At 65.8% G+C, this 17,080-nt stretch carries 12 protein-coding genes; 6 read left to right on the top strand and 6 right to left on the bottom strand.

The annotated features are described in order from the left end of the window. Positions 1-88: 88 nt before the first annotated feature. Positions 89-2,758, top strand: coding sequence for a DNA topoisomerase (ATP-hydrolyzing) subunit A (locus C7C57_RS08010; protein WP_187976032.1), 2,670 nt, complete (start codon positions 89-91; stop codon positions 2,756-2,758). 135 nt (positions 2,759-2,893) lie between these two features. Here the strand turns inward: C7C57_RS08010 and C7C57_RS08005 are convergent, their stop codons facing one another. Then, positions 2,894-4,975, bottom strand: coding sequence for a type IIA DNA topoisomerase subunit B (locus tag C7C57_RS08005; protein ID WP_187978226.1), 2,082 nt, complete (start codon positions 4,973-4,975; stop codon positions 2,894-2,896). 173 nt (positions 4,976-5,148) lie between these two features. Here C7C57_RS08005 and C7C57_RS08000 point away from each other — a divergent pair, with 173 nt between their 5' ends. Further along, entirely contained in the window at positions 5,149-5,373 is a 225-nt protein-coding gene (locus C7C57_RS08000) for a hypothetical protein (RefSeq protein ID WP_030143592.1), read from the top strand. Positions 5,374-5,550: 177 nt separating this feature from the next. On the opposite strand, the gene C7C57_RS07995 is transcribed toward C7C57_RS08000, so the two are convergent. The 5 genes from C7C57_RS07995 to C7C57_RS07975 form a co-directional block, all read right to left on the bottom strand. Next, a complete protein-coding gene (locus C7C57_RS07995; protein WP_051701872.1) occupies positions 5,551-6,270 on the bottom strand; it encodes a type 1 glutamine amidotransferase in 720 nt (239 codons plus the stop codon). Then, positions 6,267-7,577: a Mur ligase family protein gene (locus tag C7C57_RS07990; protein ID WP_156027384.1), complete on the bottom strand. Its 1,311-nt coding sequence runs from the start codon at positions 7,575-7,577 to the stop codon at positions 6,267-6,269. The genes C7C57_RS07995 and C7C57_RS07990 overlap by 4 nt, the downstream gene beginning before the upstream one ends. Further along, complete coding sequence (locus C7C57_RS07985) at positions 7,561-8,784, bottom strand: RNA polymerase sigma factor (RefSeq protein WP_030143595.1); 1,224 nt, start codon at positions 8,782-8,784, stop codon at positions 7,561-7,563. Before C7C57_RS07985 ends, C7C57_RS07990 begins: the two co-directional genes overlap by 17 nt. Before the next feature lie 299 nt (positions 8,785-9,083). Further along, positions 9,084-10,421: a nitrate/nitrite transporter gene (locus tag C7C57_RS07980; RefSeq protein ID WP_187978225.1), complete on the bottom strand. Its 1,338-nt coding sequence runs from the start codon at positions 10,419-10,421 to the stop codon at positions 9,084-9,086. A gap of 195 nt (positions 10,422-10,616) precedes the next feature. Next, positions 10,617-11,558: a proteasome assembly chaperone family protein gene (locus tag C7C57_RS07975; protein WP_030143597.1), complete on the bottom strand. Its 942-nt coding sequence runs from the start codon at positions 11,556-11,558 to the stop codon at positions 10,617-10,619. Positions 11,559-11,688: 130 nt separating this feature from the next. Here C7C57_RS07975 and C7C57_RS07970 point away from each other — a divergent pair, with 130 nt between their 5' ends. The 4 genes from C7C57_RS07970 (at position 11,689) to C7C57_RS07955 (ending at position 16,925) form a co-directional block, all read left to right on the top strand. Then, on the top strand, positions 11,689-13,191 hold the full coding sequence (locus C7C57_RS07970) for a leucyl aminopeptidase (protein WP_187978224.1): 1,503 nt from the start codon (positions 11,689-11,691) through the stop codon (positions 13,189-13,191). A gap of 92 nt (positions 13,192-13,283) precedes the next feature. Then, positions 13,284-14,657 (top strand): dihydrolipoyl dehydrogenase, encoded by a 1,374-nt coding sequence (lpdA, locus tag C7C57_RS07965; RefSeq protein ID WP_030143599.1) that lies wholly within the window; start codon positions 13,284-13,286, stop codon positions 14,655-14,657. 51 nt (positions 14,658-14,708) lie between these two features. Then, positions 14,709-16,106 carry a 2-oxoglutarate dehydrogenase, E2 component, dihydrolipoamide succinyltransferase gene (sucB, locus tag C7C57_RS07960; protein ID WP_187978223.1) on the top strand — a complete coding sequence of 466 codons (1,398 nt, stop codon included), beginning with the start codon at positions 14,709-14,711 and terminating at the stop codon, positions 16,104-16,106. A gap of 111 nt (positions 16,107-16,217) precedes the next feature. After that, positions 16,218-16,925, top strand: a complete 708-nt coding sequence (locus C7C57_RS07955) for a DUF4191 domain-containing protein (RefSeq protein WP_030143601.1) — start codon at positions 16,218-16,220, stop codon at positions 16,923-16,925. The last annotated feature ends 155 nt before the right edge of the window (positions 16,926-17,080 follow it).

Raw genomic sequence — 17,080 nt, 5'->3', positions numbered from 1 at the left:
GGGTTAAGTGTGCCACAGAAGGCATGGTTTACCCGGCTCCCATCCGCCCTCGCGCCGTTCTCCTCGCGCGGCCATCCGAAACTATGGAATGACCCGAAAAGACTCCGCTTCCACCAGCGCCGCCCCCGCCGAACGCATCCTCGATGTCGATGTGACCGATGAGATGGAGGGCTCCTTCCTGGAGTACGCCTACTCGGTCATCTACTCGCGGGCGCTGCCGGATGCGCGCGACGGTCTCAAGCCGGTGCAGCGACGCATCCTGTATCAAATGGCCGATATGGGGCTGCGCCCCGACCGCAACCACGTGAAGTCCGCCCGCGTGGTGGGCGAGGTCATGGGTAAGTTGCACCCGCACGGTGACGCCCCCATCTACGACGCCCTGGTGCGCCTGGCCCAGCCCTTTACGATGCGCCTGCCGCTGATCGACGGCCACGGAAACTTCGGATCGCTGGATGATGGTCCCGCGGCGCCCCGCTATACCGAGGCGCGCCTGGACGCGACCGCCCTGGCGATGACCGAAAACCTCGACGAGGACGTCGTGGACTTCATCCCCAACTATGACGGCGCGCTCATGCAGCCCGATGTCCTACCCGCCGCCTATCCGAACCTCCTGGTCAACGGTGGCAGCGGTATCGCCGTGGGTATGGCCACCAACATGGCCCCGCACAACCTGATCGAGGTTGTGGGCGCCGCACGCTTCCTGCTGGAAAAGCCCAAGGCTACCCTTGAGGAGCTGATGGCGTACGTGCCCGGCCCCGACCTGCCCACCGGCGGGACGATCGTGGGTCTCGCCGGCATCAAGGACGCCTACGCGACCGGCCGCGGCGCCTTCAAGACCCGCGCCAAGGTCACCATCGAGAACCTCACCCCGCGCAAAAAGGGCCTGGTGGTCACCGAACTGCCCTATCTGGTGGGCCCCGAGCGGGTGATCGAGAAGATCAAGGACGGTGTCAACAACAAGAAGCTTTCGGGCATCTCGGACGTGACCGACCTCACCGACCGAACCAACGGCCTGCGCCTGGTCATCGGCATCAAGACCGGCTTCAGCCCCGAGGCCGTGCTGGAACAGCTCTATCGGTTCACCCCGCTGGAGGACGGCTTCAGTATCAACAACGTCGCCCTGGTGGACGGCGGTCCGCGGACCCTGGGTCTGCGCGAGCTGCTCCAGGTCTACGTGGATCACCGCATTCAGGTGGTCACCCGTCGCTCCAAGTTCCGCCTGGCCCGGCGCAAGGAACGCCTGCACCTGGTACTGGGACTCCTGATCGCGATCGTCGATATCGACGAGGTCATCCAGGTCATCCGCGCCAGCGATGACTCGGAGATTGCTCGCAAGAAGCTTCAGGAGGTGTTTGATCTCTCCAAGGTGCAGGCCGAGTACATTCTCGAGCTGCGGCTGCGTCGCCTGACCAAGTTCTCGCGGATGGAGCTGGAAACCGAGCGGGATGAGCTGCAGGTGCAGATCGCCGAGCTGGAGAAGCTGCTGAGTAGCACCCGTCGGATCCGCACCCAGGTGTCCAAGGAACTTGAGGCCGTGGCCGAGAAGTTCGGGACCCCGCGGCGCACCATGCTGACCGAGGCTGCCCCGAGCATCGCCGGGTCCGCACGGAAGAAGGCCGGTGTTGTTCTTGAGGTCGCCGATGTGGCCTGCACCATTTTCCTGAGCGCCACCGGTCGCGCACTGCGGGTGGACCGCCCGGCGGGCGAGGAGGTCACGATTACCGCGCCGCCGCGCCGCGCCAAGCACGACGCGATCGCCTCGGTGCTGGAGACCACCTCACGCACCGAGATCGGTGCCGTGACCAACCTGGGGCGCCTGATCCGCTTCTCCCCCATCGACCTCCCGGCCGTGCCCGCCGCCTCGATCCATCTGGCGGCGGGTGTCAAGATCTCCGACTACATCGCGCTCACCAACAAAAAGGAGCGGGTGCTGGCCCTGGTGGATCTGGGCAGCGACCGCCCGATTGCGCTGGGGACCGCCCAGGGTGTGGTCAAGCGGGTCACCGCGAATGCCTGGCCGAATAAGCCCGAGTTTGAGGTGATCGCGCTGAAGCCCGGCGATGAGGTTGTGGGCCTCGGCCAGCCCGCCGAAACCGATGAGCTGATCTTTGTCACCTCGGACGCGAAGCTGCTGCACTTTGTCGCCTCCTCGGTGCGCCCGCAGGGTGCGCCCGCGGGTGGTATGGCCGGTGTCGCGCTGGTGGGTAGCGCCCGCGTGCTGTTCTTCGGTGCGGCACCGCATGCCGAGGAGATCCTGGTGACCACGATCTCGGTGGCCGAGGGCACGATCCCCGGCACCGATCCGGGCCGCGCCAAGACCTCGACGTTTGCCGATTTCCCCGCCAAGGGCCGCGCGACCGGTGGTGTCCGGGCCCACGCGTTTCTCAAGGGTGAGTCCCACCTCGAACGCGCCTGGGTGGGCCCCGGTCCCGTGCGTGCGCTCTCGGTCGAAGGCTCGGCGCGTCCGCTGCCCGAGCCGGTGGGCCGACGCGATGCCTCGGGTGCCGCGCTTGAGCAGGTGGTGACCTATCTGGGTCGGGCGATCCAGCCCGACACTGGTTCGGGCCCTGCCGCCGCGTCCGATGGTGACGCTCCGCAGGATGGTCCCCTGGATGCCCCCTCGTTCGAGGATGGCGACGTGATCCGGATCCCCACCCGCGCCTCGGCCACCCCGGCCCAGCCACTCGGCTTTGACACCGACGGCGTCCTCTCGGTGGAACCCGCCGACACCGTCACCCTGGACCTCGACCTGGAATAGGTCCCACGATAAAGGGGCCCGGTCTCACTCAGATGAGTGGGACCGGGCCCCTTTATGATTTGGTGCGCCGAGGTGACGTGGTGTGCCCCAGTGGGTTAGCGCGCACCCTGGCTATTCGGCATCTGCCGGAGCAGACTAGACGTCGATGCGTTCGCGACTGAGGTCCGCCGAGTGCTCCACGATGAAGTCCTTACGCGGCGCCACGTCGCTTCCCATCAACAGCTCAAACACCCTGGAGGCGCGCTCGGCGTCGCCCATGCGTACGCGACGCAGGGTGCGTCCCGAGCGTTCCATCGTGGTTTCGGCCAGCTGGTCGGCGTCCATCTCGCCCAGGCCCTTGTATCGCTGCGGGTCCTGGTAGCGCTTTCCGGTGGCCTTGAACTCGGCCAGCAGGTCGTGCAGCTCCTGCTCGGAGTACGTGTAGATCGTCTCATTGGGCTTGGAGCCCGGGTTGATCTGCACCACCCGGTGCAGCGGGGGCACCGCCGCGTAAACCCGGCCCGCGTCGATCATCGGCCGCATGTAACGGAAGAACAGCGTGAGCAGCAGGGTGCGAATGTGAGCGCCGTCCACGTCGGCGTCGCTCATGATGATGACCTTGCCATAGCGGGCGGCGTCAAGATCGAAACTGCGGCCCGATCCGGCGCCGATCACCTGAATGATCGCCGCGCACTCGGCGTTTGACAGCATGTCGGACACCGAGGACTTCTGCACGTTAAGGATCTTGCCTCGGATCGGCAGCAGCGCCTGGTGCTCGCTGTCGCGGGCATTCTTGGCGGTGCCCAGCGCCGAGTCACCCTCGACGATGAATAGCTCGGAGGTTTCCACATCGTTGCTGCGGCAGTCCACCAGCTTGGCGGGCAGCGAGGAGGATTCCAGCGCGTTCTTGCGGCGCTGGGTCTCCTTGTGGGTGCGCGCCGAAATCCGCGACTTCATCTCGGCGACAACCTTGTCCAGCACCAGGGCGGTCTGGGTCTTGTCGTCCCGCTTGGTCGAGGCGAAGCGCTCCTTGAGCTGACCGGACACCACCGAGGCAACGATCGCCCGCACCGCGGGGGTACCCAGGATCTCCTTGGTCTGCCCCTCGAACTGCGGCTCGGCCAGGCGCACGGTCAGGACCGCGGTCAGCCCGGCCAGGACGTCGTCCTTATCCAGCTTGTCGTTTCCGGCCTTCAGGCGACGCGCGTTGGCCTCGACCTGGGCGCGCAGGAAGCGCAGCAGCCCCTGGTCAAAACCGGTCTGGTGTGAGCCGCCCTTCGGGGTGGCGATGATGTTCACAAAGCTGCGCATCACCGTCTCATAGCCGGTGCCCCAGCGCAGCGCGATATCCACGGTGCACTCGCGCTCCACCTCGGTGGGGACCATCGCCCCACCGTCGGTCAGCACGGGCACGGTCTCGGTGAAGGTCGAGGTTCCGGTCAGGCGCCACACATCGGTGATCGCCGCATCCGGGGCCAGGTGGTCCACAAACTCGGAGATGCCGCCGTCAAACTCGAAGGCGTGCGACTCGGTCTCCTCGCCGCGGGAGTCCTCGATGGCGATGCCGAGGCCGGGGATCAGGAACGCCGTCTGCTTGGCGCGACCGATCAGGTCGTCCATCTGGAAGTTGGCGCCCTTGGTGAAAATCTGCGGGTCGGCCCAGTAGCGCACGCGGGTACCGGTCTTGGCCTTGGCGACCTTGCCGATCGGGCGCAGCGCCGGCTCACCAAACTCGGTGAACGGGGTGAACGGAGCATCGGGGGTCGGTGCGCCAGTGTCCTCGAAGACGCCGGGCACGCCGCGCTTGAAGGACATCAGCCAGGTCTTGCCGCCGCGGTCCACCTCGACGTCGAGGCGCGCACTCAGCGCGTTGACCACCGAGGCACCCACACCGTGCAGACCACCCGAGGCGGCATAGGAACCCGACCCGAACTTTCCGCCGGCGTGCAGCTTGGTGAAGACCACCTCGACACCGCTCAGCCCGGTCTTGGGCTCGATATCTACGGGGATACCGCGGGCGGTGTCGCGTACCTCGACCGAGCCGTCGTGGTGCAACAGGATGTTGATCCTGGTTCCGAAGCCCGCCAGCGCCTCATCCACCGAGTTATCGATGATCTCCCAGAGGCAGTGCATGAGGCCGCGGGAGTCGGTGGACCCGATGTACATACCGGGTCGCTTCCGCACCGCCTCAAGGCCCTCGAGGACGGAGAGGTGGCGCGCGGAGTATTCAGTGGTCACAGGGATAAATTCTACCGAAAACCCCCGACATCACCTGCCATCGACACGTTGTGAGCGGGCTGAGCGTACGCGCCTAGCGAAATTGCCCCGGAACGGAATGAATTTGCCCCCGGACGTGGTTGGATAAGACGTGAGGCCGAACGATTGGCCTCCTCACCGGTCAGGAGGAAAACATGACACAGATCACCGAAAGCGCTCCGAGCGTGGTGGACGCCCCGGCACTGACCGCGGCCGACCGTTGCGACAGCTGCGGCGCACAGGCCTACGTCCGGGTAACCCTTGCCAATGGCGAGCTCATGTTCTGCGCTCACCACGGCAAGAAGTATCAGGAGAAGCTCGCCGCCGTCGCCTCGAACTGGCACGACGAGAGCGCCCGCCTCAGCGAGGCTCGCGCCTAAGGGCCCGCCCCCACTCGCCGACGCTGTCGAAACAGCGCGACCAGGGCGAGTCCCCCAAACCACGCGTCGCCGTCCGGGAAACCGGGCGGCGACGCTTTGGCGTGTGGGCACCAGCATGGGACGAGAAAGCCCCGCCGGAACCGAGGTTCGGACGGGGCTTTCGCAATTTCGAAGGCGCTAGCGCGGGAGCTTGCCGATCAGGATCTCGCGGGCGAGATCGATGGTCTGGTCCAGCTCATCGTGCTTGTCGTTCTTGATGTAGGTGTCTCCGGTGCGGGCCACGGCCAGGCTGATCAGGTGATCGGCAAACACCGGGTTCAGGACCAGCGCCGGACCGTGCAGGTGCGTGCCGTAGGCATTGCCCACAACCGCGCCCTCCAGGCCATCGCCGTTACCGAAGCCGTTGCGCACGGCACCAATCGGGGCCATCCCCTGAGCCAGGGTGGTCACGGCCGAGTGGTTCTCGGTTCCGATCAGCAGACCAAACTGCCCATCGATACCAAACGCCTCGGTTACGATCCGCGCCGCGGTGGCATCCACGGTCACATCAAAGACCCCGGCACCTTCGATCACGGTATCGGCGTCGAGCTTGATCGTCTTGCCCAGCAGGTGGAACCCGGCACCGGCGGCCAGGAAGACCACACCCGCCTTGGCCCACTCGCGCAGCTGCTCGGCGATCTGCGCAAACTCGGGGGCGAGGGCACGCTGTGCACTCGAGGATCCGGTCCCCACCACGACGATGTCGGGGAGGATTCCCAGGGTGTCCCCCGGGTTGTAGGTGCGCTGCTCGACCTCGATACCGGCGAGCTCCAGACGGTGCGCGAGCGCACGCCGGTTGCCGGTATCACCGTTCAGGGCCAGGTCGTTGGAGAAGAGTTCAAGAATGGAGACGGTCACGAGGCCGCACCTGCTTCCAGGTCCTTATAACCCAGGTACTTCCGGGTTGCCATCATCTGGTCATAGTCGAGGAAGAATGTGTGGCGTCCGCTCGCCGGGCGCGGCCCGTCGAGCACCGCCTGCACGGCCTCGGTCACATCCGGGATGATCCGGTCAAAGGTCTTACCCTCATAGGCCAGTCGGGTCGCGACAAACGCACCCTTGGGGCCCGAGATGACATCCACGTGCTTGATCTTGGACAGATCGGCGTTGTAGAGCCAGGAGGGGTCGTAGGACGACTCATCGTAGGCAAACAGCACCGAGTCCGGCTCATAGGTGAGCGAATCCAGGTTCAGCTGCAGCGACGCCAGGTTCTTGAGCATCAGGATCTCGACTTCGCGGTCACCCACGGTCATGATCTCGCCGCGACCGTACACGGTCTTACCCGCCTGGACGGCCTTCAGCGCGATGTTGACATCGAAGCGCTCACCCAGGGTGTGCGCGGCGAGAGTCAGCGTGGCGGCCACGTCGACCGCATAGTGCAGTCCACGGCTCGGCATGGTGATCGGGTAGTCGGTACCGGCGAAGCGGATGACCGCCTCGTTGCCCGAGGCCGAAACCACCTCGGCGACCGGGTGTGCGCCGTTGGCGGACGCCTCGATCTCCGAGTAGTCTCGGGCCGAAGCCTGACCGTGCGGGGCGGAGGCCAGCGCCTCGGGGGTCGAACCGAAGTACTCCACCCGGTGCTTGCCACCCTGCTCGAGCTCGGTACCGAGCTTGGCCAGGAAGTTGTCGTCGCGGTTCAGCGCCACGTAGCCGTCCACCGCGTGGGCAATGTTACGGAACATGGTTGCGACCCGGTCGGGCTCACCGAAACGGTAGATCTGGTCAACCAGTAGGTTGAGGATCACCGCGGCACGCGGACGCAGCTGCTCGGCAATCACCACACCGTAGCCCTCGTCGATCTCCAGGATCGCGATATCCGCGTCCAGGCGACCGGTCAGCGAGGTCTCCTTGAGCAGCGCCGAGGCGATGCCCTGGGGCATGTTGGCGCCACTGGGGTTGGTGAACACCTTGAGGCCGTGTGCACGCACAACGTCGGTCATGATGTTGGTCGTGGTGGACTTCCCGTTGGAACCCAGGATGAACACCACGCCGTGCGGGAGGCCCGCCGCCACGTCACGCATGACGTTGGGCGCGAGCTTCTGGACAACCACTCCCGGCAGGGCGCTGCCGCCCCCGCGCAGACGGGTCGCGAAACGCGCGGCCCGTCCGGCGAGGATCGGCAGGACATACTTCACGCCGCCCGGCTTACTCAAGGTAGTCACGCAGCGACTGCGAGCGGGACGGGTGGCGCAGCTTGGCCATCGTCTTCGACTCGATCTGGCGGATCCGCTCACGGGTCACCCCGAAGGTGTCACCGATCTGGTCCAGGGTCTTGGGCATGCCATCCCCCAGGCCGAAGCGCATCCGGATCACGCCGGCCTCACGCTCGGAGAGCGAGTCCAGCAGCGACTCCAGCTGCTTCTGCAGCATGGTGAAGCCCACGGCGTCGGCGGGGACCACGGCCTCGGTGTCCTCGATGAGGTCACCAAACTCGCTGTCTCCGTCCTCGCCCAGCGGCGTGTGCAGCGAGATGGGCTCGCGGCCGTACTTCTGCACCTCGATGACCTTCTCCGGGGTCATGTCGAGTTCCTTCGACAGCTCCTCGGGGGTGGGCTCGCGGCCCAGGTCCTGCAGCATCTGGCGCTGCACGCGGGCCAGCTTGTTGATGACCTCAACCATGTGCACGGGGATACGGATCGTGCGAGCCTGGTCGGCCATCGCGCGGGTGATCGCCTGACGAATCCACCAGGTGGCATACGTCGAGAACTTGAAGCCCTTGGTGTAGTCGAACTTCTCCACCGCGCGGATCAGGCCGAGGTTACCCTCCTGGATCAGGTCCAGGAACTGCATGCCACGACCGGTGTAACGCTTAGCCAGCGACACCACCAGACGGAGGTTCGCACCGAGCAGGTGGCTCTTGGCGCGCTGACCGTCCTTGGCCACCCACATCAGCTCACGCTTGAGCTGCGGAGTCATGCCGTCGGCCTCGTTGGCAAGCTTGTCCTCGGCGAACAGGCCGGCCTCGATACGCATCGCAAGCTCAACCTCCTCGGCGGCGTTCAGCAGCGCAACCTTACCGATCTGCTTGAGGTAGTCCTTGACGGGGTCGGCGGTGGCACCGGTGATGGCTGCCGAGTAGACCGGAACCTCATCCTCGTCGTTCTGCGAGGACAGAACCAGGGCGTCCTGGGGCAGGTTCTCGGGAATGTCCGACTTCTTGTCGGTTTCCTCCTCGTCTGCGCCCTCCTCGATGTCGGGTGCGTCGAGAACCTCGTCCACCGCATCCTTCTTTGCGGCACGCTTGGTCGCCGGCTTCTTTGCCGGTTCGGCCGCGGCGGCCTTCCTTACTGGTGTTTTCCGAGTCGCCTTTGCGGGCGCTACAGTTTCAGCTTCGGTGGCTTCCGAAGCCTGCACTTTCTTGGTTGCCATGGAGGCACCTTTCAGTCTTGAGGAGGGGTACGTGGTATCCCCCACCCATCCTCAATCCACGATAGTTTTCGGACATTACTAGGACCCATGTCAAGTCCGAATGTGTTGCGCGGCAATTAAGCCACCTCACGCTCGGTCAAGAACGGGTCCTTCCCTCCATTATGCCATGCTTTGGAAGGCCTTTTTGCCACAACCCCTTGCGCCACGAGCAAAACATGGGGTATTGGCGAGGGTTTTTGGCGGGGAGACGCTGAATTTAACCCCGGGATCTGGGTTTTTATTCCCCAACTGGGGATAGCTCAGGAGGCGTCCTGACCGTCGCGACCATCTTTGCGGCGCAAACGTGCAATCATCGCGACCCACACGGGGCCCACCTCGATCCCATCCTCGGACAGAATCGAGCGGGTGCGACGACGCGCTCGGAAGAGCATCACCACGCCGAACGCGATCACCACAAACTGCACGATCATCGCAAAGCGGAAGGAGTGCAGGGAGTACACCTCGGCGGGCGGACCGCCGTGGCCGCCGACGAGGTCCAGGATCACCCCCATCAGGAACATGATCACGAAGCTCGCACTGAATCCACCCACGTTCACCAGGCCGTTGGCCGATCCGAGCACCCGCGAGGGGTTATAGGTGCGGGCAAAGTCGAAGCCGATCAGCGATCCCGGTCCCCCGGCCCCCATCGCGACCAGCAGGATGATGACCAGCCAGAGCGGCGGCGTGCCTGGCCAGAGCAGCACGGCGGCCCAGGCCACGGCGATCGCGAAGACCAGGCCCAGCACGATGTTGCTGCGCCGATAGGGATAGCGCGCGCTCAGTAGGCCCAGCACCGGACCGATCGCGATACCGGAGGCCACCACCACGAGCAGCATGGCCGCGGCAAAGCCCTCGGTGAAGCCGAGCCCATAAACCATGAAGGGAATCCCCCAGAGCAGCGAGAACACGGTGCCCGGGGACTGGGTGGTGAAGTGCGACCAGAACCCCAGCTGGGTTCCCGGGCGGCGCAGCGCCATCCCCAGCTCGCGGACCGATTGACCCCAGGTGCCCACGGGTGGCGGAACCGGGGCGTCCCGCGGACGATCACGCACGGTCGCCAAAACCAGGACCAGGGCCAGCACGCAGAGGGCGGCGGCGCTCAGAAACGCCGGACTCCAGCCAAACTTGTGCAGCACCCAGGCAAAGGGAAGGGCCGAGAGAACCTGACCCAGCTGACCGATGTTTCCGATCCACTGCGAGAGCTGCGGGACCCACTTCCCGGTAAACCAGGACGAAATCAGGCGCAGCACTGACACAAAGATGGCCGCGTCACCCGCGCCCACCAGGATGCGCCCGAGGACCGCAACCCCGAGCTGGTCGGCAATCGCCAGGATGACCTGACCCACCGCGAGCAACCCCAGGCCGAAGATGATCAGGACCCGTGGCCCGAGTCGATCGATCAGCACGCCCACCGGCACCTGCATGCCCGCGTAGATGACCAACTGCATCACCGCAAGGGTGGAGAAGGCCGCGGCGGAGGCATCAAAACGCTCGACGGCGGCAACCCCGGCGACACCCATCGTGGCGCGCTGCAGGACGGCCACCATGTATGCCAGGGCACCGATCCAAAAAACAATCCAGGAGGTGCGCGTATTCACCGATTCAGCTTATCGGGCCACTCGCAACGATTCGACCTGCCCCGCCAGCGCATCCGGTGCACACTTGTGATCCGCCGCTGCACGCTCGCGCACGGCGGACCTGGCGCGCGCTGCGCGGAGAAACCGTGAGGGAACCGACAGGGATGCACCTACCCTAATGCTGCCCGTCTCGGCGACGACCCCTCGGCGGCGGGGTTACTCCCCCGAATCGCGCAGGTCTTCGCCGTTGTCCTCACCATCGGGACGGCCGGCGAGGAAGCGCTCGAGCTCGGCGGCAATCTCATCCGCCGAGGGCAGCGATCCATCCATCGCCACAAACGGCGAGGCCGGCATATTCGACTCCATATACGAGTCGTGTCGCTCCTCAAGGGTGGCCACCAGGCGTCGCAGTTCATCGTTGCCGGCAACCTGCTCATTCAGGCGCTCGACAAATTCACGTGCCTGGTCGCGCAGACCATCGGTGGGCAGGATCAGCCCGGTGGCGGCCCCCACGTACTCGATCGCCGCGATCAGCACGTCGGGATACTGGGTGTCGCTCAGATAGTGCGGGGTGAGTAGTGCGAGCCCGGCCACGGCGAGGCCGTGCTCGGTCAGGCGGTACTCCAGCAGGTGCAGAACGTTGGCCGGCAGCTGGGTCTGCGGACGCCAGACGGTCAACGACTCGATCAGGTCGGCCCGGGTTCCGCTCACGGTCACCGGGACCGGGCGCGTGTGCGGCACCGGCATCGGCACCGCGTGCAGCCAGGTGGTGCGGGCGATCCCCAGGGTGTCGATCAGCCCGGTGATGGAGCGCACAAACGCCTCCCATCGGAAGTCGGGCTCGTAGCCGCTCAGGAAGAGGAAGGGCTGGGACAGCTCGTCGTGGACGAGGGTCAGCTCCAGGCGCGGCGGCACGTAGTCGGAGAGGTGGTCCTCGTCGAAGGTCGCGATCGGGCGACGGGCGCGGTAATCCAGCAGCGCGTCGTTATCGAAGGTGGCCACGACCCGGGAATCCAGGTTCTCCCGGACGAAATCGATGAACTGCGCCGAGGCGCTTCCGGCATCCGAATACCCGGTGAGTGCCACCACAAGATCCAGCCCGGCGGGGATGTCCGCGGGGTCAACACTGAGGGAAAAGAGTCGGTCGGAGTCAGCCATGAATCCACTCTAGGGCTCACAACCGGAACAATCCTCCGTTTTTGTCCGGTCCCGCTTTGCCATCAGCGAACACGCGTGCAACCCGCGCGCACACGGGCGGTTTCGCGACACATGGGCATACCATGGTGGCATGACCGTTCCCGTTCTTAATATCTCCACCACCCCTGCCGATTCCGCGGCCGCGACCGTTCTGGTTCTCGCCGCCCACGGAACCGGCGACAACGTCACCCTGGTCGCACCGGCCGGCTTCGAGGCCGTGGCCGAGCTGGTTGGTCCGCTGGGTATCTCCGGCGCCGCCGACCGCCTGGTTCGCCTGCCCGCCGTGGCCGGCATCGCCGACACCCTTGCCGTGATCGGCCTGGGCGGCGAGTCCACCACCGATCGTCTGCGTTCGGCCGCCGGATCCGCGATCCGTCAGCTGGCCGGCGTCGAGCACGTGGCCCTGGCCCTGCCGATCGCCGACGTCACCGAGCTCTCGGCCGTGACCGAGGGTGCCGCTCTCGGCACCTACTCGTTTGTGGACTACCGTGGTGCCACCCAGGCCGAGCAGAAGAGCGCGGTGGAGACCGTGACCGTGCTGACCGAGGCCGGAACCGGCACCGAGGAGGAGCACCTGGCGATCATCGCCCGTGCCGCCGCCGTGGCCGAGGCCGTCTCCCTGGTCAAGGACCTGGTAAACACCCCCGCCAACGACATGTACCCCGCCAGCATGGTGACCGCGGCCACCCAGGCCGCCGAGGGTCTGCCCCTCGAATTCACCGTCTGGGACGAGGAAGCCCTCGCCACCGACGGTTTCGGTGGCCTGAGCGGCGTCGGCCAGGGGTCGACCCGCGGACCGCGCCTGCTGAAGATCAGCTACTCCCCCGAGGGCGCCACCCAGCACCTCGCGCTGGTGGGTAAGGGCATCACCTTCGACACCGGCGGACTCTCGCTCAAGCCCGCCAACTCGATGCTGGGCATGAAGTTCGACATGGCCGGCGCCGCCGCGGTGCTGGGCACCCTGACCGCCGCCGCCGAGCTCAACCTCCCCGTGCGCCTGACCGGCTGGCTGTGCCTGGCCGAGAACATGCCCTCGGGCTCGGCGATCCGCCCGGGAGACGTCATCACCATCCGTGGTGGACGCACCGTCGAGGTCACCAACACCGACGCCGAGGGCCGCCTGGTTCTGGCCGACGGTCTGGTTGCCGCCGGCGAGGAGCAGCCCGATGCGATCGTTGACATCGCGACCCTGACCGGTGCCGCCCTGGTTGCCCTGGGTGACCGCTACATGGGTGTGCTGGGTGACGACGCCCTGGTCGAGTCGGTCATCGCCAACTCCAAGCTCGTGGGCGAGCCCGCCTGGGCCATGCCGATGCCCGCCGAGCTGCGCGGCATCCTGAACTCCAACGTGGCCGACATCATGAACGCCAACGTGGGAAACCGCAACGGCGGCATGCTCGTAGCTGCGCACTTCCTGAAAGAGTTCACGACCCCGCGCGCGGACGCTCCGGAGACCACGATCCCCTGGGCGCACCTGGATATCGCGGGACCTGCCGATAATGGCGGTTCCGCCTACGGCTTTACCGGCAACGGCGCAACCGCCTCGGGCGTGCGTCTGCTGCTGTCGCTTGCCGAAGAATATTCGCGTAGGTAGTAAGGTTCTTATGGTGGCCTTTACCACCCAGGCGAGCCACACAATGGTCTCGCAAAAACAGCTCAATTCAAGACTCATGAGGGAGTAGCTCAGTGACGGAGCAGAATTTTGACATCGTCGTGCTCGGCGGTGGAAGTGGAGGCTACGCGGCAGCCCTGCGCGCAAGCGAGCTCGGCTTCTCGGTAGCACTGATTGAGAAGGACAAGGTCGGTGGCACCTGCCTGCACCGCGGCTGCATCCCGACCAAGGCGCTGCTGCACGCGGCCGAGGTTGCCGATGTCACCCGCGAGGCCGCTCAGTTCGGTATCTCCGCAACCCTGAACGGTGTGGACATGGCCGGTGTGACCGCGTACCGCGAGAACATCATCGCCAAGAAGTACAAGGGACTTCAGGGCCTGGTGAAGGCACGTAAGATCACCACCATCGAGGGTGAGGGACGCCTGGTCGCCCCCAACACCGTCCAGGTGGGCGACCAGACCATCGTGGGTAAGGATGTCATCCTGGCAACCGGTTCCTACAGCCGTTCGCTGCCGGGTCTGGAGATCGGCGGTCGCGTAATGACCTCCGAGCAGGCGCTTGAGCTTCCCTTCGTCCCGGGATCCGTCGCGATCCTCGGTGGCGGCGTGATCGGCGTCGAGTTCGCCAGCGTCTGGAAGTCCTTCGGTTCGGATGTGACCATCATCGAGGGTCTGCCGCACCTGGTTCCCAACGAGGACGAGGCCATCTCCAAGGGCCTCGAGCGTGCGTTCCGCAAGCGCGGAATCAATTACTCGCTGGGCATCCGCTTCCAGAGCGTCACCCAGCACGAGAATGGCGTTGTGGTCACCCTGGAAGACGGCAAGACCATCGAGGCCGAGATCCTCCTGGTGGCCGTGGGCCGTGGCCCCGCAACCGCAAACCTCGGTTTCGAAGAGGTTGGCGTGACCATCGATCGCGGCTTCGTGATCACCAACGAGCGTCTGCAGACGAACATCCCCAACCTGTGGGCCGTCGGTGACATCGTTCCGGGTCTGCAGCTGGCCCACCGTGGTTTCCAGCAGGGCATCTTTGTCGCCGAGGAGATTGCCGGCCTGAACCCGGTCATCATCGAGGACGTCAACATCCCCAAGGTCACCTACAGCGAGCCCGAGGTTGCCTCGGTCGGCTACACCGAGGCCAAGGCCAAGGAGAAGTTCGGCGCCGACGCGATCACCAGCTACGACTACAACCTGGCCGGTAACGGCAAGAGCGAGATCCTGGGCACCGCCGGAAACGTCAAGGTTGTTCGTGTGAACGACGGCCCCGTGGTCGGCGTACACATGATCGGCGCCCGCGTGGGTGAGCTGATCGGTGAGGCACAGCTCGTTGTCAACTGGGAAGCACACCCGGAGGACATCGCGCCGCTGATCCACGCGCACCCCACGCAGAACGAGGCCCTGGGCGAGGCGTTCCTGTACCTCGCCGGCAAGCCGCTGCACACCCTTTAGTACGCACCGATACATCCGCACACACAATTTAGGTTTTAAGGAGACAAGGTCATGAGTGAATCCGTGGTCCTGCCGGCCCTGGGTGAAAGCGTCACCGAGGGCACCGTTACCCGCTGGCTGAAGAACGTCGGCGACCAGGTCGAGGTCGACGAGCCCCTGCTCGAGGTTTCGACCGACAAGGTAGACACCGAGATCCCCTCGCCGATTGCCGGCGTTATTGAGGAGATCCTGGTAGAAGAGGACGAGACCGTCGAGGTTGGCGCCGTCCTGGTAAAGATTGGCGATGGCTCGGGCGCCGCCGCGGCTCCGGCCGCCGAGGCACCTGCCGCCCCCGCCGCCGAGGCACCCGCCGCACCGGCTCCGGCAGCTCCGGCACCGGTTGCTGCTCCGGCCCCCGCTGCCGCACCGGCACCGGTTGCCGCCGCACCGGCACCGACCCAGGCCGTTGCACCGCCGCCCACCGCGGCCGTGAAGCCGGTCTCGGTTCCCGCCGCTGCTCCGGCAGCAGCAGCACCCGCCGCACCGGCAGCCGCTCCGGCGACAAACGCCGGTGGCAACGGTTATGTCACCCCGCTGGTGCGTCGTCTCGCACAGCAGCAGGGTGTCGACCTGAACACCGTCGTGGGCACCGGCGTGGGTGGACGCATCCGCAAGGAAGACGTCCTCAACGCAGGCACCGCCGCACCGGCAGCATCGGCTTCGGCCGCGGCCGCACCGGTCGTGGAGAACTCGCCGCTGCGTGGTACCACCGTCAAGATGAGCCGCCTGCGCAAGGTTGTGGCCGAGCGTGCCGTGGCCTCGCTGCAGCAGACCGCCCAGCTGACCACCGTGGTCGAGGTCGACGTGACCAACGTCGCCATCCTCCGCGACAAGTTCAAGGGTGAGTTCCTGGAGAAGACCGGCGCCAAGCTGTCCTTCCTGCCGTTCTTCGCCCTGGCCGCCGCCGAGGCACTGCGTCAGTTCCCGATCATCAACGCGACCGTAGACGGCGACAGCATCGTGTACCCGGCCACCGAGAACATCTCGATCGCCGTGGACACCGAGCGTGGCCTGCTGACCCCGGTCGTGCGCGATGCCGGTGAGCTCTCGCTCGCCGACCTGGCCACCGAGATCGGTGACCTGGCCGCTCGCACCCGCGACAACAAGCTGACCCCGGACGAGCTCTCGGGCGGAACCTTCACGCTGACCAACACCGGTTCGCGTGGGGCCCTGTTCGACACCCCCGTGGTCTTCCTGCCGCAGAGCGCCATCCTGGGTACCGGTGTGGTCTTCAAGAAGCCCGCCGTCATCTCCAACGGTGGCGTGGACTCGATCGCGATCCGCTCCAGCGTCTACCTGGCCCTGTCTTACGACCACCGCATCGTGGACGGTGCCGACGCCGCTCGCTTCCTGACCACCATCAAGGCACGCCTTGAGGCCGGGAACTTCGAGGGTAACCTCGGTATCTAACCCACGTTAGAACCCGCCTGGGCCGGGAACTCCGAACGGAGTTCCCGGCCTTTGTTGTTGGATGTGCTCTGGGCGTACACACAAGCCCTCGGCAACCGGTATCCTGGGAGTATGGCACGTAAGGAAAAGCCCGCAAAGGCGCAGAAGGAACCCGGTCGCTTGAAGCAGATGTGGCAGGTCTTCCAGATGACCCGCCGCTACGACTCGAGTGTCGTTTGGTACATGGCTCTGGGCCTGATCGGCGGAATCGTCGTGGGTCTGGCGATGGCCCTCTGGCTCGCCTCGGGCAGCGTATTTGGTCTTGTTCTCTGGCTGATCGCCGGCCTGTTCGCCGGTATCCTGATCGCGATGATCATCCTGGGCCGCCGCGCCGAGCGCGCCGCCTACGGTCAGATCGAGGGTCAGCCCGGTGCCGTGGGAGCGATCTTCCGCTCCTCGCTGCCCCGCGGATGGCGTGGCGATGAGATGCCGATCCACGTGAACCCCCGCACCCAGGACGCCGTGTACCGCGCCGTGGGTCGCGGCGGAATCGCGCTGGTAGCCGAGGGCCCGCAGTCGCGCACCAAGCGTCTGCTGGACGACGAGCGCCGCAAGGTCGCCCGCATCCTCCCCAACGTGCCAATCAACACCTACTTCGTGGGCCCGGACCCCGACTCGGTGCCGCTGCACCAGGTCCCCAAGACCCTGCGCAAGGTTAAGAAGAACCTCACCAAGCCCGAGGTCATCGCGGTGAACAACCGCCTGTCCTCGCTGGGAAACAACCTGCCGATCCCCAAGGGTGTCGACCCCTTCAAGGTTCGCCCGCAGCGCGCCCGCTAAATCCCCTTCTTTACAGAAATCGCCCACCGGATTCCGGTGGGCGGTTTTGTGTATGCGGACGGTCCGGATATGTGGCCCTAGTTGGCGAGTGTTGTTTCGCACTCGGAGGTCCGGGCGGGATCGAGGCCTCGATTCTGGTTGCGCGGCCTGCAATA

This window comes from Mycetocola sp. JXN-3 (assembly GCF_014522285.1).
Taxonomy (GTDB): domain Bacteria; phylum Actinomycetota; class Actinomycetes; order Actinomycetales; family Microbacteriaceae; genus Mycetocola; species Mycetocola saprophilus.
This window is presented reverse-complemented; position numbering and strand designations above follow the sequence as displayed.

Bases quoted from the DNA above. Each gene is read 5' to 3' on its own strand.
- sucB (WP_187978223.1), top strand. From the start codon at position 14,709: ATGAGTGAATCCGTGGTCCTGCCGGCCCTGGGTGAAAGCGTCACCGAG.
- C7C57_RS08000 (WP_030143592.1), top strand. From the start codon at position 5,149: ATGACACAGATCACCGAAAGCGCTCCGAGCGTGGTGGACGCCCCGGCA.
- C7C57_RS08010 (WP_187976032.1), top strand. From the start codon at position 89: ATGACCCGAAAAGACTCCGCTTCCACCAGCGCCGCCCCCGCCGAACGC.
- C7C57_RS07985 (WP_030143595.1), bottom strand. From the start codon at position 8,784: ATGGCAACCAAGAAAGTGCAGGCTTCGGAAGCCACCGAAGCTGAAACT.
- C7C57_RS07970 (WP_187978224.1), top strand. From the start codon at position 11,689: ATGACCGTTCCCGTTCTTAATATCTCCACCACCCCTGCCGATTCCGCG.
- C7C57_RS07955 (WP_030143601.1), top strand. From the start codon at position 16,218: ATGGCACGTAAGGAAAAGCCCGCAAAGGCGCAGAAGGAACCCGGTCGC.
- C7C57_RS07975 (WP_030143597.1), bottom strand. From the start codon at position 11,558: ATGGCTGACTCCGACCGACTCTTTTCCCTCAGTGTTGACCCCGCGGAC.